General features: G+C 61.1%; 20 protein-coding genes and 1 pseudogene. 10 read left to right on the top strand and 11 right to left on the bottom strand.

Annotation, left to right across the window (positions count from 1 at the left end; translation table 11 throughout):
- Positions 1–44 precede the first annotated feature (44 nt).
- Positions 45–326 carry a hypothetical protein gene (locus tag K9B32_RS07700; protein ID WP_224561359.1) on the bottom strand — a complete coding sequence of 94 codons (282 nt, stop codon included), beginning with the start codon at positions 324–326 and terminating at the stop codon, positions 45–47.
- A gap of 395 nt (positions 327–721) precedes the next feature.
- Here K9B32_RS07700 and K9B32_RS07695 point away from each other — a divergent pair, with 395 nt between their 5' ends.
- Together K9B32_RS07695 and K9B32_RS29080 are read left to right on the top strand one after the other, a co-directional pair.
- Positions 722–1,621: a LysR family transcriptional regulator gene (locus tag K9B32_RS07695; protein ID WP_224561358.1), complete on the top strand. Its 900-nt coding sequence runs from the start codon at positions 722–724 to the stop codon at positions 1,619–1,621.
- 240 nt (positions 1,622–1,861) lie between these two features.
- On the top strand, positions 1,862–2,305 hold the full coding sequence (locus K9B32_RS29080) for an SDR family NAD(P)-dependent oxidoreductase (protein ID WP_224561357.1): 444 nt from the start codon (positions 1,862–1,864) through the stop codon (positions 2,303–2,305).
- Positions 2,306–2,494: 189 nt separating this feature from the next.
- Here the strand turns inward: K9B32_RS29080 and K9B32_RS07685 are convergent.
- Together K9B32_RS07685 and K9B32_RS07680 are read right to left on the bottom strand one after the other, a co-directional pair.
- Positions 2,495–3,246: pseudogene (locus K9B32_RS07685) on the bottom strand (IS6 family transposase).
- Positions 3,247–3,285: 39 nt separating this feature from the next.
- On the bottom strand, positions 3,286–3,975 hold the full coding sequence (locus K9B32_RS07680) for a TetR family transcriptional regulator C-terminal domain-containing protein (RefSeq protein ID WP_224561355.1): 690 nt from the start codon (positions 3,973–3,975) through the stop codon (positions 3,286–3,288).
- Between the two features lie 168 nt (positions 3,976–4,143).
- Between K9B32_RS07680 and K9B32_RS07675 the strand changes: the two genes are divergently transcribed.
- On the top strand, positions 4,144–5,445 hold the full coding sequence (locus tag K9B32_RS07675; protein ID WP_224561354.1) for an amidohydrolase family protein: 1,302 nt from the start codon (positions 4,144–4,146) through the stop codon (positions 5,443–5,445).
- A 19-nt stretch (positions 5,446–5,464) separates the two neighbouring features.
- Here the strand turns inward: K9B32_RS07675 and K9B32_RS07670 are convergent, their stop codons facing one another.
- The 8 genes from K9B32_RS07670 to K9B32_RS07635 form a co-directional block, all read right to left on the bottom strand.
- Positions 5,465–5,887, bottom strand: a complete 423-nt coding sequence (locus K9B32_RS07670) for a VOC family protein (RefSeq protein ID WP_224561353.1) — start codon at positions 5,885–5,887, stop codon at positions 5,465–5,467.
- A 14-nt stretch (positions 5,888–5,901) separates the two neighbouring features.
- A complete protein-coding gene (locus K9B32_RS07665; protein WP_224561352.1) occupies positions 5,902–7,242 on the bottom strand; it encodes a thymidine phosphorylase in 1,341 nt (446 codons plus the stop codon).
- A gap of 3 nt (positions 7,243–7,245) precedes the next feature.
- Complete coding sequence (locus tag K9B32_RS07660; RefSeq protein WP_224561351.1) at positions 7,246–8,778, bottom strand: amidohydrolase family protein; 1,533 nt, start codon at positions 8,776–8,778, stop codon at positions 7,246–7,248.
- Between the two features lie 20 nt (positions 8,779–8,798).
- On the bottom strand, positions 8,799–9,614 hold the full coding sequence (locus K9B32_RS07655) for an ABC transporter permease (RefSeq protein ID WP_224561350.1): 816 nt from the start codon (positions 9,612–9,614) through the stop codon (positions 8,799–8,801).
- Positions 9,614–10,537: an ABC transporter permease gene (locus tag K9B32_RS07650; RefSeq protein WP_224561349.1), complete on the bottom strand. Its 924-nt coding sequence runs from the start codon at positions 10,535–10,537 to the stop codon at positions 9,614–9,616. Before K9B32_RS07650 ends, K9B32_RS07655 begins: the two co-directional genes overlap by 1 nt.
- A complete protein-coding gene (locus K9B32_RS07645) occupies positions 10,534–11,613 on the bottom strand; it encodes an ABC transporter ATP-binding protein (RefSeq protein WP_224561348.1) in 1,080 nt (359 codons plus the stop codon). The genes K9B32_RS07650 and K9B32_RS07645 overlap by 4 nt, the downstream gene beginning before the upstream one ends.
- A gap of 157 nt (positions 11,614–11,770) precedes the next feature.
- Positions 11,771–12,949 (bottom strand): PotD/PotF family extracellular solute-binding protein, encoded by a 1,179-nt coding sequence (locus tag K9B32_RS07640; protein WP_224561347.1) that lies wholly within the window; start codon positions 12,947–12,949, stop codon positions 11,771–11,773.
- 673 nt (positions 12,950–13,622) lie between these two features.
- Positions 13,623–14,327, bottom strand: coding sequence for an IS6 family transposase (locus tag K9B32_RS07635; protein ID WP_224561346.1), 705 nt, complete (start codon positions 14,325–14,327; stop codon positions 13,623–13,625).
- A gap of 560 nt (positions 14,328–14,887) precedes the next feature.
- Between K9B32_RS07635 and K9B32_RS07630 the strand changes: the two genes are divergently transcribed.
- The 7 genes from K9B32_RS07630 (at position 14,888) to K9B32_RS07600 (ending at position 22,169) form a co-directional block, all read left to right on the top strand.
- Positions 14,888–15,598: a UTRA domain-containing protein gene (locus K9B32_RS07630; protein WP_171603240.1), complete on the top strand. Its 711-nt coding sequence runs from the start codon at positions 14,888–14,890 to the stop codon at positions 15,596–15,598.
- 267 nt (positions 15,599–15,865) lie between these two features.
- A complete protein-coding gene (locus K9B32_RS07625; protein WP_224561345.1) occupies positions 15,866–16,993 on the top strand; it encodes an ABC transporter ATP-binding protein in 1,128 nt (375 codons plus the stop codon).
- Entirely contained in the window at positions 16,983–17,627 is a 645-nt protein-coding gene (locus K9B32_RS07620; protein WP_224561344.1) for an ABC transporter permease, read from the top strand. The genes K9B32_RS07625 and K9B32_RS07620 overlap by 11 nt, the downstream gene beginning before the upstream one ends.
- A gap of 4 nt (positions 17,628–17,631) precedes the next feature.
- The gene (locus tag K9B32_RS07615; protein WP_224561343.1) at positions 17,632–18,357 is read left to right on the top strand and encodes an ABC transporter permease; all 726 of its coding nucleotides are present in this window, start codon (positions 17,632–17,634) and stop codon (positions 18,355–18,357) included.
- 8 nt (positions 18,358–18,365) lie between these two features.
- Positions 18,366–19,283, top strand: coding sequence for an ABC transporter substrate-binding protein (locus tag K9B32_RS07610; protein ID WP_224561342.1), 918 nt, complete (start codon positions 18,366–18,368; stop codon positions 19,281–19,283).
- 113 nt (positions 19,284–19,396) lie between these two features.
- Positions 19,397–20,947: a histidine ammonia-lyase gene (hutH, locus tag K9B32_RS07605; RefSeq protein WP_224561341.1), complete on the top strand. Its 1,551-nt coding sequence runs from the start codon at positions 19,397–19,399 to the stop codon at positions 20,945–20,947.
- A 16-nt stretch (positions 20,948–20,963) separates the two neighbouring features.
- Positions 20,964–22,169, top strand: a complete 1,206-nt coding sequence (locus tag K9B32_RS07600; protein ID WP_224561340.1) for a CaiB/BaiF CoA transferase family protein — start codon at positions 20,964–20,966, stop codon at positions 22,167–22,169.
- Position 22,170 lies beyond the last annotated feature (1 nt).

The following is a 22,170-nucleotide window of genomic DNA, read 5'->3' as shown; positions in this document are numbered from 1 at the left end:
CTTTTCGTCGTAGAAGGGCAGAAGCTGGGTGAAGATGGCGCCGGTCACCTGCCGGACCGGGTCGAGCCAGAAATATTGAGCAGGCCAGCCCAGGAAATGCTGCCCGCCGACCGACCGTTCGGACCGGGCAGCGTGTTGATGTCGAACGAATATCCCCACTTGTGGGGCTCACCGGGAAACTGGTCGAAGCTCTGCGAATAGGCGGGTTGGGCCGTCGTCATGGCGCGCACGTCGAGGTCGCCGATCTGGTTTCGCATCATCGACGCGACCGTTTCCGGCTTCAACTGTATTGGCCTTTCCGAATGTCCCTTCGTAGATCGTGCCATCCGGTCCTGCGGCTGTGGCGACGACTCCTGCCACGGTCCCGTCGCGAACGGCCTGCTCCATCGCCATGTCGATCGGTTTGAAATTTCCGGACCGCGCCTGCGGTTTGGCTGCCAGCGCATGAGCCGGCTTATTCGCAGCGGCTGTACCGGCTGCCAGCAAGAGGCCGCCGCGCGCCAACAGGCTTCGGCGTGAGATCGCATCCATGGATGAATTCCTTCTCTGCAAGGCCGGAGATTTCCACGGTTCCGGCATGCCGCTGGCGCCGCCCGGGCGTTGAGAAACTATCTAAGGGACGAAGAAAGATGATTCACGCGCATTAAGATCAAAGATAAGATGACTTCAAATCATCATGACGAGACGGTCAGCAAGACCGATCTTGCGGCGGAGAGGGTGCATGAGTTTCGACACGCGGCTGCTGACCGGGGTCGGCGTTTTCGGGGCGGTGATGGAGGCGGGCAATTTCGTGCGGGCCGCGGATGTTCTCGGCCTCACGCCATCGGGGGTCAGTCGTGCGGTAGCGCGGCTCGAACAACGCGTCGGCGTCAGATTGTTCGACCGCAATCCGCGTGAAGTTACGCTGACCGAAGAGGGCGCCCGCTTCCATGCGAGGATAATGCCGTTGCTGGCCGGGCTGGAGGAGGCGGCCTCCGAAGCCGCCGGTTCGGCGACCTTCGTCGGCGGACGGCTCAGGGTTTCGATTGATCCCTGGTTCGCGCGCATGGTGCTGGCACCGAGGATCGGTGAATTTCTGGCGCGCTATCCCGCTCTGACGCTCGATCTGACCACCAGCAACTATCGCGAAGAGATGATGAGCGGCGCGGATTTCGCCGTGCGTTTTGGACCGCCGGACGAATCGTCGCTGATCGTGCGCAAACTGCTGGACGTACCGGTGCTGACCTGTGCCGCCCCAGGCTATCTTGACCGTCACGGAGTTCCAGCCACGCCCCACGACCTGATGCACCACGATTGCATTCTCTTTCGCGACCCGCAGACCGGGCGGCCGTTCACCTGGGAATTCCAGGGTGATAGCGGTGCCATCGAGATCAAGGTGGCAGGGCGGTTGGTCATGGACGACCCCTCCGCTGCCGTCGCGGCCTGTCTCGCGGGGCAAGGCATATTCCAGAGCTTTGCCCTAGGTCTCGACGAGTGGCTTGAGAGCGGGGCGCTCACGACGATCCTGACGGAATGGTCCGGCGAGCGGTTTCCACTTTATGCCTATCATCCGTCACGCCACATGCCGCCGGCCAAGGTGCGGGCTTTTCTGGATTTTGTTCAACGAATCGCGGTGACGTAGCGCGGGGTGCATTCTTGCCGCGTCGCATGATTGGTGTTGCATACCGGTCGCATGAGCCGACGGGGAGCCGGTCATTCCTCGAGCCGAGCTCGGCGCTCCGCACGAACGACTGCAGGTTGGAAAGGCTGTCCATGGCGTTCCTTCAAGCTTTGCTTGAAATTGATACCGTGCACTCACCGCTAATCAAGATGGAATAATCCATCCCATCTTCACTCCATCAACAGAAACGGAGTGAACATCATGTCCAAGACGGAGAAACCCCTCGCAGGCAAAGTCGCGCTCGTCAGCGGCGGCTCGCGTGGTATCGGTGCAGCCATCGTCCGGCGCCTAACTCAAGACGGGGCAATGGTCGCCTTCAGTTATGCAGCGTCCACCGATCGTGCCGAAAACCTAGTGAAGGAAATCGAAGCAGCCGGAGGCAAGGCAATCGCCTTCAAGGCGGACCAGGCTTTACCGGGCGAGGTCGTATCCCTGGTCAGAAAAGTGCATGCAGCCTTCGGCCGGCTCGACATTCTGGTCAATTCGGCGGCGTCTTCGTCACCGGACTGGTTGGCGATGAGAGCGCAGACATCGCCGCCTTCGATCGCCAGATTGACATCAATGTTAAGGGCGTCGTCTCCGATAGGTAGCCGCCAGTCCCGGCCTGAATTGATTTGCGGCAGATCGTTCCCGAACTTCCTGTAGACCTCGATAAGGTCGTCGTGCAGCAAGAAGCGGATACCGAACTCGTCGGCAACCTCGCTGTCCTTATCGTTCAGGATCGGGAAGTTGAGCTTGTTGTCGCGCTTTGACTTGCGGCTGTTGGTAGAAGTCTGGGGTGGGCGTTGGCACGTTGTTGGCGAAAGATGGATGAGGACCGTCACTGCGCGTAGGTCAGGCACTCACAGCTGTCACAGCTTTCCACTGCGCCATGGCGCAGATACGGTGAATGTAGATGGCCAGAGCCGAGCGTTTCTGGTGTGGGGCGACGAAGAGATTTCGGACTGCTGAAAAGATCGATACGAACCGTTGCAAACCGCCGACCGATCGAAATCCCTGCATCATCCGTTCTCGTTTTCGAAAGGGTAAGTGAGAATTCTCGGCCCGATTGTTCAGGCCCTTGTCCGATCGATGTTCGACAGTGGGCGTGACATCTCGCTTTGCGGCGCCGTATGAGCGCAATTTGTCGGTGATGATGCGCTTCGGCGCCAGGCCTTGCTTCTTCAGCAGTCTGACCAGCAATCGCTTGGCAGCCTTGGTGTCACGGCGGGGCTGGACGATTTCGTCGAGAACATTGCCGTCTTGATCGACAGCACGCCACAGCCAATGCTTTCGGCCACCGATGGAAATTACCACCTCGTCCAAGTGCCAGATATCCTTTCGAGATGGCTTCTTTCTACGCAACTGTTTTGCGTAGGCCGAGCCAAATTTGCGGCCCCATCGCCGGATTGTTTCATAGGAGACGACAATGCCGCGCTCCAACAACATTTCCTCGACCAGCCGCAGGCTCAAAGGAAACCGAAAATGCAGCCACACCGCATGGGCGATAATCTGTGGCGGAAAGCGGTGGTTCTTATAGCTGACGAAGAGGGTGCACATCCCACTGCAACTATCCCGGAAACCTTAAGCCGAAGACAACGTGACAACGCCCGCAAACTACTTCGCCAATGCAGGATACGCTTCCGTCAAACATGAACCGCTCTAGAGTGCGATCGAGGCCGCGACAGCTTATCCCGCGGTGCTGGTGGAATGACGCCGCCGAGGATGGTCCTGACGATCGTTTCTGCGGCCATGTCGTAATCCTTGGCCGACATCTTCTGGGCCTTGAGCGCATCGCAGGCGAGTGGTTCGAAATCGCTGTAGAACTGCGTCGCGCCCCACAACATGATGAAGAAATGCCGCGGGTCGACGGCAGTCATGCGGCCATCCTTCATCCATTGCTCGAGCACGGCCACGTGCCGGTCGGTTGCCGCGCGCATATGGGCGCGGTCCTTTTCGCTCAGGAAACGGGCGCCCTGGATGATCTCGTTCGCGAAAAGCCGTGATTCACGCGGGTTGTCGCGGGTATAATCAAGCTTGGCGCGGACATAGTCCCGCAGCGCGTCTGCCGGAGCACGGTCTGCGTTAATATTCGACAGAGCGTCGTCCCAGCCGGTGATCAGCCGGGAAATGATCGCCGAATAAATCTCCTCCTTGGAGGAGAAGTAATAGTAGATATTGGCCTTCGGCAGCTCCGCCAACTCGGCGATCTCGGCAATCCGCGTACCGTCGAAACCCTTGCGGGAGAAGACATCGGTTGCAACATCGAGGATCAGTCTGACATTGCGGGCGCGGATTTTTTCATCCAGCTTTTCCGCTGTCCGGGCCTTTGGCATGCGCTTGATAGCTTTCCTGCCATCCGCATGTTTTTCGGTGGCGGGTGGCATCTAAAAAATTGACGACTTGGTCAGGTTACATCTACTCTGCGGCAATAACAATGACCGGTCCAGCAGCGGCATCGGCGCCCAGGGAAGAGACATCCGCAACATGTCCGGAGCCGACCGATGACCTTCGACCTTCTCATCAAGAACGCCAACCTACCCGATGACCGGACCGGCATCGACATCGCCGTTTCCGGCGGCAAGATCGCAGCCGTCGAAAGCGGCATCACGGCGGAAGCCGGCCGCGTCATCGATGCCGGCGGCAAGCTGGTGACCGCCCCCTTCATCGATATCCATTTCCACATGGATGCCACCCTGTCGCTCGGTACGCCGAGGCTCAACCGGTCCGGCACGCTGCTTGAAGGCATCCAGCTCTGGGGCGAACTGAAGCCGCTTCTCACCAAGGATGCGGTGATCGAGCGGGCGCTGCGCTATTGCGACCTCGCCGTCTCGCAGGGATTGCTGGCCGTCCGCAGCCACGTGGACGTTTGCGACGACCGGCTGGTCGGCGTCGAGGCGCTGCTCGAAGTGCGCGACCTGGTGAAGGATTACCTCGACCTGCAGCTCGTTGCCTTCCCGCAGGACGGTTTCTATCGCTCCCCGACCGCTGCCACGAACCTCATCCGCGCGCTCGACATGGGCGTCGACGTGGTTGGCGGCATTCCACATTTCGAACGCACGATGGAGGATGGACGCCTGTCGGTGCAGGCGCTTTGCGAGATCGCCGCCGAACGTGGCCTGATGGTCGACCTGCATTGCGACGAAACCGACGATCCCATGTCGCGACATATCGAAAGCCTTGCCTATGAGACGCAGCGGCTTGGCCTGAAAGGCAGGGTCGCCGGTTCGCACCTCACCTCCATGCATTCGATGGACAATTATTACGTCTCCAAGCTGCTGCCGCTGATCGCTGAAGCCGAGATCCATTGCGTGCCGAACCCGCTCGCCAATATCGTGCTGCAGGGCCGCCACGACACCTATCCGAAGCGGCGCGGCATGATGCGCGTGCCGGAACTGATGGCGATCGGCGTCAATGTCGCCTTCGGCCAGGACAGTTGCATGGACCCCTGGTATTCCTTCGGCAGCGCCGACATGCTGGAAGTGGCACATATGGCTGTCCATACCGGCCATATGACGAGCCGCGACGCGGTGAAGGCTTGCTTCCGGGCGATCACCGAAAATCCGGCAAAGACCTTTCGTCTCGAGGGTTACGGTCTGAACCCCGGCTGCAACGCCGATTTCGTGCTGCTCGAAGCCCGCGACGCGATCGAGGCAGTGCGAATGAAGCCGAACCGACTGGCAGTCGTGCGCCGCGGCAAGGTGATCGCCGAAACGCAGCCGCGCACAGCAAGCCTGTCGATCGAAGGCCGGCCGCCAACTGTCGAGCCCTGGCGTTACGCGCCGGTCGAAGCATCGGCGACGTAAGGACAAGAGGGATGGCGGCTCAGAAATTGCCCATCGAGCCGCCTTCCTTCCAGGCATAGATTTCCCAAAGCTCGTCGTCCGGGCCTGAAAAATAGGCGCCGCGGGCGTTCCAGACATAATCGGCCGGCTCGCCGTAAAAGGGCACACCCTTTTCCTTGAGCTCGGCATAGGCTTCATCCACCACCTGCGGCGAGGGGACACGGACGGCGATACAGGCCTTGTGTGGTCCTGCCGCCTTGGCATTCGACACGCCGGTATTGTCGCTCAGATGGTCGATCTCCCAGCAGGCAAGCCTCAGGCCCGCGCCGTTGAACTCTGCAAACCCTTCGGCGCGGCGGTTGAGCTCGAAACCGAGCTTGCCGACGTAAAAATCGATCGAGCGCTGGGTGTCCTTGACGAGAATGCAGATGTCGGTGATTGCGTGGTCCTGGGCAAAGGGCATGGCTTGAAATTCTTTCAGTCGGATGTGGACAGGCGGCCGGTGACGACCGGCCGGCGTTTGGGCTGGTCTGGGCCGATGAGGATGGCGGCGGTGATCGCCTCTGATGCCGCGGCAAAGGCGACTTCCGACCGGCAATGCAGGATACAGAGCGGTTCGCCCTCGGCGACCCGCTCGCCGACATGCACGATGCCGGTCAGGCCGACGTCGTGGTCAAGTGCGTCGCTGGCGATCTTCCGGCCGGCGCCAAGACCGACCATGACGAGCCCCACCCGATAGGCATCGACCTTGTGGACGAAACCGGAGAGAGGCGAGGGGACGGAGGCAATAAACGGCGCCGGCGGGAAATAGGCATCCACGTTTTCGGCGAGATCGCCCGGGCCGCCGAGCGCGGCGACCATGCGGCCGAAATGCTTGAGCGCAGAACCATCGGCGAGGCGCGCTTCCAGCAAGACCTCCGCCTCACCGATAGATACGGCAATCCCGGCCATGACGAGGATCTCGGCGGAGAGATCCATGACCAGCTTCCGCATGCGGGGTTCCTGGCTGCGGCCGGCAAGGAAATCGATCGTTTCCTTCAGCTGCAGGCGGCTGCCGATTGCGTCTCCCATCACCTCGTCCATCTCGACGATCGGTGCGATCATTGGCAGGCCGGCGATACGGGCAACCGAGATCAGGCTTTTTGCCAGTTCCTCGGCATCCGAATAGGTGGGCATGAAGGCGCCGGAGCCGTAGTTGACGCTCATGACAAGTCCGGAGACGCCGGATGCCAGTTTCTTCGATAGGATCGAGGCGGTGATCAGCGGGATCGATTCCACCGTCGCGGTGACGTCGCGCACGTAATAGATGGCTGCATCGGCCGGTGCCAGTTTTGGTGTCGGGCCGATGATCGCCGCGCCCGCATCCAGCACGGCCTGACGGAAAACGTCGGTCGACGGGGCGATGGCAACGCCCGGCATCGCTTCCATCAGATCCACTTCGCCACCGGTATGCCCAAGTCCGCGGGCGGAAATCATCGGCATGTGGATGCCGCAGGCGGCGACAAGTGGCGCAAGGATCAGGCTGACTTTTTCGTCGCCGGTGCCGCCACTCGAATGTTTCTCGATGATGGTGCGGGGATCGATGCCGCTATCGGCCCAGTCGACCACCTCGCCGGAATCGCGCATAGCAAGCGTCAGCGCGGCGGTCTCTTCCGGCGCCATGCCATTCAGGAAGCAGGCCATGGTGAAGGCGGCGATCTGTGGCTCGGAGACCTCGCCGGCACCGATGCCCTCGACGAAACGGCGGATCTCGGCCCCAGACAGAGCTTCGCCACTACGTTTGGCACGAATGACCTGGGCGGGGAGAAAGACCGACATCCCTCAGCCCTCGCGACGATTGACGCCGGGCCAGAGCGGCAGATCACCCTGGTAACGGTTCATGCCGATGTCCTGGATCGTCGCGCGGCGGTACATTTCCCGCATATAGGGCTCGAAACGGGCGTTCAGCCGTTCGAGCTCTTCATGCTCCGCAATATAGGCCGGCAGGAGCTCGCGCAGTTCGGCGAAGATTTCCACCTCGTTGACGGTGGTGAGCCTGTTGTCTTCCACGACGATCTCGCCGTTCACCACCACCAGGCGGATGTTCGCGCCGTTTTCGCAAAAGACAAGATGATGGTCGAGCCTGTTCATCGGCATGTAGTCGTAGCCTGTTACGTCGAGCATGATCAGGTCGGCGCGTTTGCCGACTTCCAGAGATCCGGTGACCGTGTCGAGCATGGCGGTGCGGGCGCCGCCGATCGTCGCTGCGCGCAGCACCTCGGCCGCCGTCATCCAGCGCTCGGTATCGGGCGCAGCAATATCGTGCAACAGGGCCGCGAAACGCATCACGTCGAAGATGCGGGCGGTATCGTTGCTGGACAGGCCATCGGTGCCGAGCCCGACGTGCACGTCGGCATCAAGCAGCCGACGGACCGGCGCGATGCCCGAGCCGAGCTTCAGGTTGGACACGGCATTGTGGGCGACCGAGCAGCCGGCTTCACCCATCATCGCCATATCCGCGTCACTGACCCAGATCGAATGGGCAATGGTGGTGTTGGCGGTCAGAACGCCGATATCCTTCATGTAGCGGATCAGGCTGCGGCCATAGAATTCCGGTCCGGTGACGGCCTGGGTTTTCGTTTCCAGCACATGCGTGTGGTAAGGCACGCCCTTGTCCTTGGCGAGTGCGACGCAGGCCTGCATCATCTCCACCGAGCAGCGCTGCGGCGCCGAGGCCGAGACCATGAAGCCGAGCCGGCCGGCTCGGCCGTGTTGTGAGGCGAAGACATCGGCGCAATAGGCCATGTAGTCGGCGGTGGTGATCGACGGGCCTTCGACCTCGTCCTGCAACGCGCCGGGCATGATCTCCCGGAGGTAAGGCATGGTGTCGAAAACGTGGCGGTCGATCACGCAATGCGAGGCGTTGGCGCGGATGCCGGCATCTACATAGGCATCGAAGACACGGGCGAGACGGGAGATCTCGAAGCCAGGCGGATCGAAGAAATCGTCGACCAGCGTGGTGACGCCGGCCTTCAGCGACTCCATCGCGGTGAGCAGGCTGCGCAGATAGAGCAGCCGTTCGGGGATCGGTCCCTTCATCAGGATCGGATAAGAATAGAGCATCCACACTTCGAGCGGCGTGCCCTGGTATCGCCCCTTGAAGAAGGTTTCGGAGGAATGCAGGTGGGCGTTGACGAGGCCCGGCATGATCAGCCGGTCCGTCGCGTCGATCACCCGTACGTCGGCCGCAGTGGGCAGGTCCCTGCCGATCTCCGCGATGTGGTCACCGTCGACCAGAAGATCGCCCGAAAACGGCGTCGTGCCATGGGTCTTGTCCATGGCGAGGATGGTGGCGTTCTTGAAGAGAAGCTTCATGTTCAATGCTCGGGATTGGCTCAGGAATTCTTGTCGGGCCTGCCGACCAGAAGCGGCAACAGCACGAGTTCGAGGCCGATCAGGACAAGGCAGGAAATGCCGAAGACGATGGTGCCGATGGCATTCAGCGACGGGTCGATGGCGGCAACGAGGACGGAATAGATCGCGACCGGCAGCGTCGGCTGAAAGCCGGACACGAACCAGGCGATGATGAATTCGTCGAAGGAAAAGGTGAACGCGAGCAGCCAGGCGCCAAAGATGCCGGGCAGCGCAAAAGGCAAAACGACCTTGGTGACCGCCTGCCATTCGGTGGCGCCGAGATCCCAGGCGGCCTCTTCCAGTGCTGCCGGCATCTGGGCGAGGCGGAGCTGGATGATGGCGAGCGCCGGTGCGGTGATCAGCACCACATGGGCGAGGAAGACCGCAAACAGCGTGCCCGACAGATGCAGGCGGGCAAGCAGACCGAGGAAACCGACGCCGAGGATCAGCGGCGGGATGAGGATCGGCAAGGTGACGAGCGCCAGGAACGTGGTCTTGCCGCGGAAGGTGAAGCGGTTGAAGGCATAGGCGGCGAAAAACGCGATCACCGCGGCGATCGTGGCGGCCGCCGGCGAAACGATCATCGTATTGCCAAGCGCCTTCAGCAACGTTCCGTCGGAAAACAGCTTGTCGTACCATTGCAGCGTGAAGCCCTGCAACGGAAAGCCGGGAAAACGGTTCTTCTGGAAGGAGAACAGCACCAGCACGACAAGCGGCAGGAACATGAAGGCATAAGCGAGGCCAAGCCACAGGCGGCCGGCCAGGATCCAGGGATTGCGGCGCGAGCTTGCAGACATCAGGACGTCCTCCGGCGGGCCCGGTCGGCGGCGACGAAGCCGAGTGCCAGGGCGAGAACCATGACGGCGATCAGGACGGTTGCGAGCGCTGAGGTCCGCGGCAGGTTGGTGGAACTCGAATAGTCCGACATGATCATCGAGGCATAGGTGGGCAATTTGCCGATAATTGAGGTGCCGGCCCCGCCGCCCAGGAGATTGCCGGAAAGCGCATCGCCGAGCGAAACGATCACCGCAAAGCTTGCCGCCGTCATCAGGCCAAATCGGGAAAGCGGCAGGATGACCCGGGTGAAGGCCTGCCAGCGGGTGCAGCCCAGTTCCCGCGCCGCCTCGATCAGCACCCGATCGATCGCGAGGATGCTGACATAGAGGATGACGATCAGGATCGGCGCCAGATAGTGGATGAGGCCGATGCGGGTGGCGATCTGGGTATAGATGATGTCGATCCGGTAATCGGAAAGTCCGACCTGCTTGAAGATCGAATTGATCACCCCGTTGCGCGACAGGATGGTCTGCCAGGAATAAAGCCGCAGCACGTAGCTCGACCAGAACGGGGCGATGGCGAAGAGCAGCGCCAGCCGCTGCCAGCGAGCCGGCACCGCAAAGGCGATCGACAGTGCCACGAGGTAGGACAGCACGGTGGCGAAAACGGCGGTCGTGAACGCCACCCAGAGCGACTGGACGAGCGCCAGGCCGTAACGCGACTTGGAGAAGAAACTTGCGAAGATCTCGGTGTAATTGCGGAGGGAGAAATCCGGGATGGCCTGAAAATTCTCTACCCGCCAGAAACCGATCCACAGCAGGAAGGCAAGCGGCAGCAGGAAAAGCACGGCCAGCCACAGGCCGAGCGGCGCCAGGAACAGGATTTTCAACGGACTGTCATTCGGCGTCTTCAGCCGCTTTTGAGATGAAGCCATATCCGTCATGCGGCCCCGCGGATCAGCGAGGCGTGTTCGGGCGAAAACCAGGCAGACGCCGGCCGGTTGATCTCGACGGGCAGGACCTGTGGCACGGTCATTTTCACTTCGGTGCCGTCGATCAGATCGAGCAGGTAGACATTGTGGGAGCCGGCATACTCGCGGCCGCGCAGGGTCGCGTCGAGCCGGTTGTCACCGGCGACACCGGTGGGGGCGGGCGTCAGCTTGTCGGCCTGCACCACCACGAAAACGGAGGCGCCGACCGGCGGTGGATCGTCGGTCGCGACGACCACCTGTCCGTGGCCGCAATGGACGATGACACGATCCTGCCCGACCTCCTGGATGCGGCCGGCGAAGAGATTGTTGGTGCCGACGAAACGGGCGACGAAATCCGTCTTCGGCCGGGCATACATTTCCTCGGGGCTGTCGATCTGCTCGATCCTGCCCTTGTTCATGACAACCACCCGGTCGGCCATGGAAAAGGCCTCGACCTGGTTGTGGGTGACATAGATGAAGGCCATGCCGAGCTGCTGCTGGATACGGCGCAGTTCCCCCTGCATGCGGATCCGCAGGTGCGCGTCGAGCGCCGACAGCGGTTCGTCGAGCAGCAAGATCTCGGGTTCGGTAACGAGCGCGCGAGCCAGCGCCACGCGCTGTTTCTGGCCGCCGGAAAGCTGGCTGATGCGGCGGTTCATCAGGTCGGACAGGCCGACGAGCTCAGCCATGGCCTTCACCTTGCCGGCGACGACGGCCTTGTCATGCGGTTTCAGCGTCAGGCCGAAGGCGATATTGCCGGCGACATCCAGATGCGGGAAAAGTGCATAATTCTGCCAGACCAGCCGGGTGGAACGCAGATTGACCGGCACATCGGAAACATCGCGGCCGCGGATATGCAATTGGCCCGAAGTTGCCGTCTCCAGCCCCGCGAGGATGCGCAGAAGCGTGGTCTTGCCGCAGCCGGACGGCCCCATGATCGCCACGAACTCGCCGCGGCCGACCTTCAGGTTGATGCTGTCGACCGCCTTGAAGCTGTCGAAGCTCTTGGTGATCGCGAGAAGTTCGAGGTCTGGAGGCGTGGTCGTCATTGTCATACCCAAATTGGATGTTTGCCAACGCCCGCGAGGATTGGGACGTGACGTTCTCAGCAGTTCGGCGGAGTCTTCGGGCAGCGCCATTTCCCCGTCATCCCGGCTCAAGGCCGGGATGACGGGGAGGAGAGGGCCCCGCCACCTGGCAACCGGCTCAAGCCGTCTTGAACTCGTTGAAGATGTCGATCCAGGCCTGTTCCGGCTGGTTCGCGGGCAGGCCACGCGGCATAGAGCGGTCGACTAGCGTTTCGATCAGCATCTTGCCGGGGTTGGCCGGGTCCGGAACGTACGAGAGCAGCTTCTTCTGGTCGTCGTCCCAGTAATCGACGATCTTCATGTTCGGGCCGCGCGCCTTGAAGGCCTTGGTATAGACGAGCTTGGACTGCACCTTGGGCAAGGTCATGTACTTGACCCATTCTATGGCGAGGTCCTTGTTCTTGGAAGCCGAGCATACGCAAGCCACTTCCTGCCAGCGGATGCCGCCCTGCTTGGGGATCGTCGAGGAGAAATTGTCGTAACCGGCAAGCTTCAGGTCGATATCGAGGTCGCCGGTCGGCGAGGCGACGATGTCGCCGGCGAGCATTGCCTGGGCGATCGGCTGGTTGGAGGAGCCGAACATGCCGATCTGCGGGCGCAGCTTCGTCAGGAATTCCTTGACCTTCTTCAGCTGGTCGTCGGTGATCGCGTAAGGCGTCTGATTGCCGGGATTCACTGCCAGGCTGGCATTGCCGAGGTTCGGCAGGTACCAGTCGAACATGCCGATCTTGCCAGCGAATTTCGGGTCGAGCAGCGAGTTCCAGTCGGCTGCCTGTTCCGCCGACATCTCGTCGGTATTGTAGGAAATACCGTAGAAGGAGAAGCGGGTCGGAATGCCGTAGACGGTGCCGGCGGTCTCACCCTTGGTCGGCGCGAAGTCGCGGAACTTCGGGTGGTAGTTGGCAAGTTCCGGAATGCCGTCGGTCTTGTAGGCCTCGATCGCCCTGTTGGCCTTCAGCTTCTGGACATATTCGGCATCCGAGATGATCGCGTCGAACGTGCCAGGCGCGGTCTGGGCGAAGAACTGCAGCATCTGCTCGCCGCCGATATAGATCTTGAACTCCACCTTGGTCTTGTGGAGGTCCTCGAACTCGGCGATGACGTCCTTCTCCTCATAACCCGGCCAGCACAGAACGCGCAGCGGCTCGGCGGCCTGCGCCTGGCGAGAGAAGATCGTGAAATTGCCGAAGGCTGCAGCCGCGGCACCGGCTGCGGCGCTGCCCAGCAGCGTACGGCGGGACACCTCCGTCGCGCTGGCGAATACGGTCTTGTCCTGCAAGGAAGTCTTGTCTGTCATGTCGTTCCCCTGATGGCGTTGGTGGCATCATCAGGCAATAGGCAAGTAGCATGCCATGTGGTGATCGCATTGAATTTGCTGTTTATTTTCAGATCCACATTTTGCCATGTCGCGGCAAGGGGCTAAAAACTGACCAAATGGTCAATTTTTGTCGTGGCTGAGCAATGCAGAAACGGCAGGAAAAAGCTGAACAAATGAGAACTCACCGTAAGCCGTTTCATCGCAGGCGAAGAAATGCAGGACCCACAACTATCAAAAGCCCTTACCCTAGCGACGATGCTCGGGATTACCGTTGAGGAACTAGCAAGGGGCTTAGGCCTGTCAGGTTCCCCCGTCGAACCGATGATACCTAATAGCGAAGACCCACCCATCGCGCTGGGGAGCATGAACCTGTCGGCGCCACGTCAGGGGGTGATCCGGCTGGAGATGAGGAAGGATTTCTCTGCGAAAGCGGCACAGGATATTGTAAGCATAGTGTCAACTGATAGCCTTCCGTGAACGCATGCGCGACTGCCACCAGCATACGCGATTTCCTATCGATTAACCGGGCAAGCTAGGAACCGTGGGGTCAACGGCAGCAGGTCTACGTGTTCCCGCAGCTATTTATCGACATGGCACGGCAGGGTGATGTCAGGTTAACTCGATCAAGTGAGCTTTCGGAATGCTGGTTGGATCAGGCTGCTGTCGCGGTGACCGCCTTCCAATGCGCCATCGCCGTGAGACGATGCAGATGAACAGCGATGGCAGAGTGGTTGGAGCGTGCCGGGACGAAGAAATTTCCGATCGCGGAGAACACACTGACGAAACGTTGCAGCGAACCCGGCGAGCGAAATCGCTGCATGATCCGCTCCCGTTTCCGCAGAGGAAGATGCGAGTTTTCGGCGCGGTTGTTCAGCCCCTTGTGTGATCGATGCTCGACGGTGGGCATCACATGCCGCCGTGCTGCGCCATAAGAGCGAAGCTTGTCGGTGACGATCCGCTTCGGCAGACATCCCTGCTTCTTCATCAACCGCGTTAGCAGACGCTTGGCAGCCTTGGTGTTGCGGCGGGTCTGGACGATCTCGTCGAGAACGTAGCCGTCCTGATCGACGGCGCGCCAGAGCCAGTGTTTGCGTCCGCCGATCGTCACGACCACCTCGTCCAGATGCCACACATCATCTGGGCTTGGCGCCTTCCGCCGCCAGCGGCGCGCATAATCCGGGCCGAACTTCCTCGCCCAACACCGGATCGTCTCATAGGAAACCACGATGCCGCGCTCTAGCAGCATTTCTTCGACCAGTCGCAAGCTCAGCGGAAATCGGGTGTAGAGCCAGACCGCATGGGCGATCAAAGAGGGCGCAAAGCGATGCCGTTTGTAGCTGACAGGATTCAGGTTCATGGCGGCGAGCTAATTGCGAACGCCTTCAAGGAAAGTTAATCTGACATCACCATATTTACGGGCAGAGCAAGGTTCACGATCGCCTTGATCGAAGAGCTCGCTCATTCAACCTGCTGGACAGATCGCATCGGCGAGACGCAGGCGATAAAGGTTGAGAGCCGCGGATAGGTTCGGTCGCGACTTCCTCCGCATTTACAACCAGTAAAGAAAATTTGCTATCAGGTCTTACAGGTTCAGGTGTTGTCCACAGCGAAAGCGCGCCGACGGGCGCGCCATTACTTGAAAATTAAGACTTACTTCGCCGCGGGCGTGACGGCAGTGTTACGGCTGATGCTTATCGGACGCGTTTGCCCCGGAAGTACGACGCGCCCAACACGGAAGCGCTCATACAACTCCTTTTGCAGGGGTAGCCTTCAACAATCGAGGGGCGGTCGTCATTGGGTCTCTCTCCAAGAGCCATCGCCTATACAAGTTCGCGTGCTATAAGGTTGCATTGTCAGCGAAAAAGAAGAGAACTCGCTGGCGTCAGCGCTCGCCCTGAATTTTGACATGGAGATTGCATGCTCTCGCAGCCGCAGCCTTTATACGAACAAATCAAACTCCATGTGCTAGAGAGAATCGCGGATGGCACATTCCGCCCCGGCGCGAAAATACCAAGCGAAAACCAGCTTGCCGCCGAGTTGGGATCATCTCGATTGACCGCCAATCGCGCGCTGCGTGAGCTGACCGTCAGCGGCGTGCTGCAGCGGATTGCCGGCGTTGGAACGTTTGTTGCTCCGCCCCGAGCTTCGTCTACTTTCGTGCTATTGCACAACATTGCGGACGACATACGAAACCGCGGAGAAGTTCTATCGATTCGCGTGCACGCCGTCGAGCAGACAAGTGTCCCGCCCGACATTGCCCAGCGAATGGGAACAAGAGCTCGCGTTCCCGTCTTCCACTCGCTTATCGTCTACTGTGCAAACGGCAGCCCGGTGCAACTAGAAGACCGATTTGTATCTCCTGGCTTCGCTCCCGGCTATCTCAACCAGAACTTCACCAGTTATTCCACGACAGATTATCTCCAGTCGATCGCGCTTCCAACGCGCACGGAGAACGAAATTCAGGCCGTCCTTCCAACTGCCAGAGAAGCACAACTTCTCGAACTCAACGAGAGTGATCCTTGCCTTGTTGTCACGAGAAAGACTTGGGTCGGTGATGATGTCACAACATTCACACGTTTCATCCATCCGGGGACCCGCCATACTTTCATCACTCAAGATAGCCGCTGATGACCGGCGCGAAGGCGGAAGCTTTGATCTCGGAATGAGCGCTGCTGGCCACCCAAATCCAAGAATCGGTGCATCGACCGGGGAGACCTCGCGTCCGTGGTAGCGCATTTGATCCAGCTTGTGGCGCGTCTTTAGACGCCCCACCCTCCAATCGCACATTTTATGTGCAATACAGCATGAAGGCTAAAAACTGGTCTTGCCCGGTTGCGCGCCCCTCGCTTTTATGTAACCTATATATACAGGTACATATAGGTATGGTGAGCTAGGTTGATCACTTTCGAAAATGTGACGAAGCGCTATCACGGCGATGTTGTGGCGGTGAACGAACTGTCGTTCACGGCGCCGACCGGTAAATTGACGGTGCTTGTCGGGCCGTCCGGATGCGGCAAGACGACATCGCTGCGCATGATCAATCGCCTCGTGGCTCCGAGCTCTGGCACGATCCGGCTGGGCGACGAACCGACATCGCGGATGGACGAAGCGGTGCTTCGGCGTCGGATCGGCTATGTCATCCAGCATGCCGGCCTCTTCCCGCACCGGACGATCATCGACAATGTCGCGACGACCGCCCGCCTGAACGGCATGCCGAAGAACCAGGCCCGCGCTATCGCCCTTGAACTGCTCGAGCGTGTCGGTCTCTCGGAAAGCTTTGCGCATCGTTATCCCTGGCAGCTTTCGGGCGGCCAGCAGCAGCGCGTCGGCGTGGCGCGCGCCTTGGCGTCCAATCCCAAGTTCATGCTGATGGACGAGCCCTTCAGCGCGGTCGATCCCATCGTCCGCACACAGCTTCAGGACGAGTTCCTGCGTCTTCAGCGAGAAATGGGCAAGACCATCATCATGGTCACCCACGATATCGACGAGGCGCTGAAGCTCGGCGACCAGGTCGCCGTCCTGCGCGTCGGCGGCGAGCTCGCGCAGATCGCGACGCCGCAGGAGCTGCTGACGAAACCGGCCGATGCCTTCGTCGCCAATTTCGTTGGCCGCGACCGAGGCTATCGTTTCCTGGGTTTTGTCGGCGCCAATGGACGGCTGGCTGTCAAGACCGAGCCGACCGTGCGCCTCGGCGATACGCCGGAAGCAGCGCGAGGTGCTACCAAGGATCGGTGGCTGCTTGTCACCAACGAGCGCGGAGAGCCGCTTGGCTGGACGGAACCGGCAAGCCTGCAGGGACCAGTCCGGATGGGCGACCTCAATCTCAGCGGCACGCTCGCTTCGGCTGACGGCTCGCTACGACAGCTTCTAGACGCGGCTTTGAGCTCGCCCAGCCGCCGCGGTGTCGTCGTCGACGACAAGGGCCAGCTGATGGGCTCCATCGGGGTTGCGGATCTGGTTGCGCTGCTCGACGGATCGGAAGATCCGGCGGCTCCGGTGAAGGGAGCGGACCATGCGGTTTGACTGGCTGCTGCGTGAGTCCGGGAACATTGCCAACCTGTTCTTGTGGCATGTCGGTCTTTCCGTCATTCCCGTCATCGCCGCCCTCATCCTTTCGCTGCCGCTTGGATGGCTGGCGCATAAGAGCGGGCTGTTCAAATCGGCGATCCTTGGCGTTGCCGGTCTGCTCTACACCATCCCGTCGCTCGCGCTCTTCGTTCTTCTGCCTCTGGTGCTCCACACGAAGATCCTCGATCCGCTCAACGTGGTCGTGGCGCTGACGGTCTACTCCCTTGCCCTGCTTGTCCGCACCGTCAGCGACGGCCTTGGCGCCGTGCCCCCGGATACGCTGCAAGCAGCCACCGCCATGGGATATCGGTCTTTCCAGCGGTTTTTCATGGTCGAGTTGCCGATTGCCGTGCCTGTAATCGCGGCGGGCCTGCGCGTCGCGCTCGTGTCCAATGTCAGCATCGTCTCCGTCGCGGCATTGATCGGGACGCCGCAGCTCGGCCTGCTTTTCACGCAAGGTCTTCAGCTTCGGTTCGTCACGCCGCTGATCGCCGGCATCGTGCTTTGCCTGTTGCTTGCCGTCGTCCTCGACGGTCTGGTGATCCACCTCAATCGTTGGCTGACGCCCTGGCTGCCGAGAAAGGTGTGAGCTCATGATCGAATGGTTTCTCAACCCAGCGCAGTGGCACGGTTCGGAGGGCATCCCGAACCTTCTCGCCCAGCATCTGGAATATAGTTTCATCTCTCTTTTCATCGCGGCGCTCATCGGCCTGCCTGCCGGCCTCTATGTCGGGCATACCGGCAAGGGGACATTCCTGATCGCCGGGCTTGCGAACGCCACGCGCGCTTTGCCGAGCCTCGGCCTGATCGTCCTGCTCGTCATCCTCGTCGGACCCTATTTCAAAACGGACCTGGCCTATCTGGTACCAAGCATCGCCGTCCTGGTGCTGATTGCGGTGCCGCCGATCATGATGGGCGCCTATTCAGGGATCGCCTCGGTGGATCCGGCGGCTGTCGATGCGGCCAGAGGCATGGGATACAGACCACTCGCCTTGCTGCTTACCGTCGAGTTTCCCTGTGCATTGCCGCTGATCTTTTCGGGCTTCCGCAGTGCGGCCTTGCAGGTGATTTCGACAGCGACAATCGCTGCCTACGTCTCGCTTGGTGGCCTCGGCCGGCTCATCATCGATGGCCGCGCCCAAAACGACTACATGCAGATGGCCGCTGGCGCCGTTCTCGTGGGTGTTCTCGCCCTGATCGTCGACCTGTTCTTCGGCCTCGCATCCAGGATCGCAGTCTCGCCCGGCTTGACGCGCCGGACTGTGAAAGGCGTCGCCATCCGACGCCAGCTTGCAAACGAAAAACAACGGAACAGCTAGGAAGAACGATGATGATAAAGCGAAACATGCTTGCAATCGGCGCTATTGCCATTTCTGCCCTTTTCACGGTCGCTCCGCTCGCGCGGGCTGAAGACCCCTTGTCCTCGAGCACGCCACGCTCGGATGCCGATACGATCATCGTCGGATCCGCGGACTTCCCGGAAAGCCAGCTTCTTGCCAAGATCTATGCCCTGGCGCTCGCTGCCAAGGGCATGAAGGTGGACACGAAGCTCAATATCGGCAGCCGTGAAGTCTACATGCCGGCGCTGCTCGACGGCTCGATCGATCTTCTTCCCGAATATGCCGGCGCGACGCTGAGCTACCTCGACAAGAGCGCGACCGCGCATGCCCCGAAGGATGTCGTCGAGGCGCTCGGCAAGGTGCTGCCGAAGGGCGTGTCGATGCTGACCGCATCCGATGCCCAGGATTCGGACGTGCTTGCCGTCACCGAAGAAACCGCCAAGAAATACTCCCTGACATCGATCGAGGATCTGAAGCCGGTCGCCGGCGAATTCATCCTCGGCGGTCCGCCGGAATGGAAGACGCGCAAGGAAGGCGTCGTCGGTCTGAAGGACGTCTATGGCCTGGTATTCAAGGATTTCAAAACACTTGACGTGGCCGGTCCGCTGACCCTTTCGGCTCTGATCAACGGTCAGGTTCATGCCGCTGATATGACCTCGACCGATCCGGCGATGAAGGCGAGCAAGCTCGTCGCGCTGAAGGATACGAAGAACCTGTTCCCGGCGCAGAACATCCTGCCGATAATCGCCACTAGCAAGGTCAGCGACAAGGTCACCGCGACGCTCAATGCCGTCTCCGCCGCGCTGACGACCGAGGACCTGATCGAGATGAACGGCCGCCTCGCCAATCAGGAACGCTTCGACACCGTTGCCGGCGATTGGCTGGCGAAGAACAAACTGAATTAATCGATATCACGGCGGCCGAGCCATGTTCGGCCGCCGGCACCTGGACAGAGGGAAGAAGAGAGGCCGCTTGTCTCCAGACGGGGAAAGCCGGCGTCCGCCCAAGGAAACCGGAAATGCCACACAGCAACAAACGTTCACAGAACTCCGCGACCGTTCGGCTCGGCGCGTCGCCGACCACGATCCAGGATATCGCGGACATCGCCGCCGGAGCAAGAGTGACCCTTTGCCCCGAGGCAGTAGACGGCATGAGCAAAGTTCAGACTCTTCTGCTCCAAGCCATTGAGGCAAACAGGCCGATATATGGCCTGACGACGGGAGTCGGCGACCTCTACACCGTGAAGCTTCAGCCCGAGGATATTTCCCGTGCGCAGCTCAATATGCTGCTCAGCCACGCGAGCGGCATGGGCACGCCGCTTGATCCGCCGGCCGTGCGCGCCATCATGGCGACGATGATCAAGGCGCTCTTGCAGGGCTGCAGCGGCGTCAGCGCCAGGCTTGTCGAGACCATGAGCGAGATGCTCAACCGCGGCGTCATCCCCTGGTCGCCTGCGAAAGGTTCGGTCGGTTATCTGATCGCCACCTCGCATATCGGTCTCGTCATTTTCGGCGAGGGACGCGCCTGGTACGAAGGCGAGCTGCTTTCGGGACGCGAGGCGATGACCCGCGCCGGCATTGCCATCAAGGCGCCCGGTCCGCGCGAAGGGCATGCGCTGATCAGCGGCACCTATGAAATTACCGGCATCGGCGCACTCGCCGTCCATCAGGCTGAGCAGTTGGTGGCGATTGCCGATGTCGCCGGCGCCATGAGCCTGGAAGCGCTGAAAGGCAACAGCCGGGGCTATGACGAGCGCCTTCAGCGGATGCGGCCGCATCCCGGACAGGCCGAGACGGCGAGCCGGCTGCGAAGCCTGTTGTCGGATAGCGAGGTACTGGCGAAGCACCGCGATCATCGCCTTCAGGATGCGCTCAGCCTGCGCTGCATTCCGCAGGTTCATGGCGGCGTTCGCGACGCGCTCGCCTATTGCCGTGATGTCCTGACCATTGAGATCAACTCCGTGACCGACAACCCCGTTTTCGTCATCGAAGATGAGGAGCTTGTGCCTCTGCCCGGCGGCAACGGCCATGGCGCGCCAACGGCGCTCGCGCTGGATGTGCTGGCGATCGCAATCGCGCATGTGAGCACCATGTCGCAGGCAAGGTCTGACCGCCTGACCAATGGCCATATCAGCGAGCTGCCGCCTTTCCTCATGGGCGCGAGCGGCGCCAATTCCGGGTTCATGATCCCGCCTTATGCGGCCGCCGCAATTGCCGGCGACAATCGCAGCCTTGCGGCGCCGGCTTCGGTCCATACGGTGACCACCTGCGCCAGCCAGGAGGACCATGTGAGCATGGGCGTCTCCGCCGCATTGCAGGCGCGCACAGCGGCCGACAATCTCGCCGATATCTTGACGATCGAGCTGATCTGCGCCGCCCAGGGACTGGAATTCCACCGTCCTTTGCGGCCAGGCAAGGGCACGGGTGCGGCCTATGACGCGATCCGGCAGGTCGTTCCGCCGCGCGACAGCGATCGTGCCATGTATCCGGAACTGCAGGCCGTCCGCGACCTCATCGACAACGGCACCATCGCGAGGGCCGTCGACCGTGCCCTCGCAGTCGACATTTAAGAGCTTGGAGACTTTCGTGACCGACGCAACGCAGGCCGTACGGCCGCTGGATGGAATAAAGGTGCTGGATCTGGCGCGCGTGCTTGCGGGGCCACTGTGCTCCGCCATGCTCGGCGATCTCGGCGCAACGGTGACTAAGATCGAAATCCCCGATCATGGCGACGATTCTCGCGCCTTCTCCCCGCATATTGGCGGCGAGAGCAGCTATTTCATGTTGGTCAATCGCGGCAAGAAGAGCGTCACGCTCGATCTGAAATCGGATGAGGGTCGCGAACTGCTGCTCGGATTGATCAAGCAGGCCGATATTCTCGTCGAGAATTTCCGGCCGGGCGTCACGGCGCGTTTGGGCATCGACTACGAGGCCGTAAAAGCACTCAATCCGTGCCTCATCTATGTCAGTATTTCCGGCTTCGGCCAGGACGGGCCGCTTGCCCACCGTGCCGCCTACGATCATGTCGTCCAGGCGATGGGCGGCATCATGACCGTCACCGGCTGGCCGGATGGGCCGCCGACCCGCGTGGGCGATGCGATCGGCGATGTTGTCGCCGGCATCTACGGCTCCTGGGGCGCGCTGGCGGCGCTGTTTCAGCGCGATCGGACCGGCAAGGGTCAGCATGTCGATGTCGCCATGCTCGATTCCATCATGTCCCTGCAAATGGTCTCGCTGTCGCAGATCACAGGCGGCAAGGGCGCTCCCGGCCGCGTCGGCAACGCACATCCGATCAGTGCGCCGATGGATTCCTATCAGGCGACCGATGGCTATATTGTCATCGCCGTTGCCAACGATGCGCTCTTTGCCCGACTGGCGCGCGCGCTCGGCAATCCGAGCCTGACCGAGGATCCCCGCTTCAAGACGGATCCCGACCGGCAAGGCCACCAGGAGGAGCTGCGAGCCATCATCGAGGCTTGGACGCGCACCCGCTCGACGGAGGAGGTGACGCAGCTGCTCGACGAGGCGGGTGTCCCGGCCGCGCCGATCTACGATCTCGCCCAGGCGCTCGCTACGCCGCATGCGCAGCACCGCCAGCTGTTGCATACCGTGCAGCATCGCAACGCCGGCGAATTCCAGGTCATGCCGCAGCCGGTTCGCTTCAGCGGCATTGCTTCGGGCGGGGACTATGTCGCGCCGACCCTGGGGCAACATACGGATGCAGTCTTGAGCGATGAGCTGGGGCTGGATGGGCCCGATATCGAGAATCTCCGGCTGCGGGGAGTCATCTGAC

The sequence above is a fragment of the Rhizobium sp. 3T7 genome (assembly GCF_020166565.1).
Lineage (GTDB): Bacteria > Pseudomonadota > Alphaproteobacteria > Rhizobiales > Rhizobiaceae > Rhizobium.
This window is presented reverse-complemented; position numbering and strand designations above follow the sequence as displayed.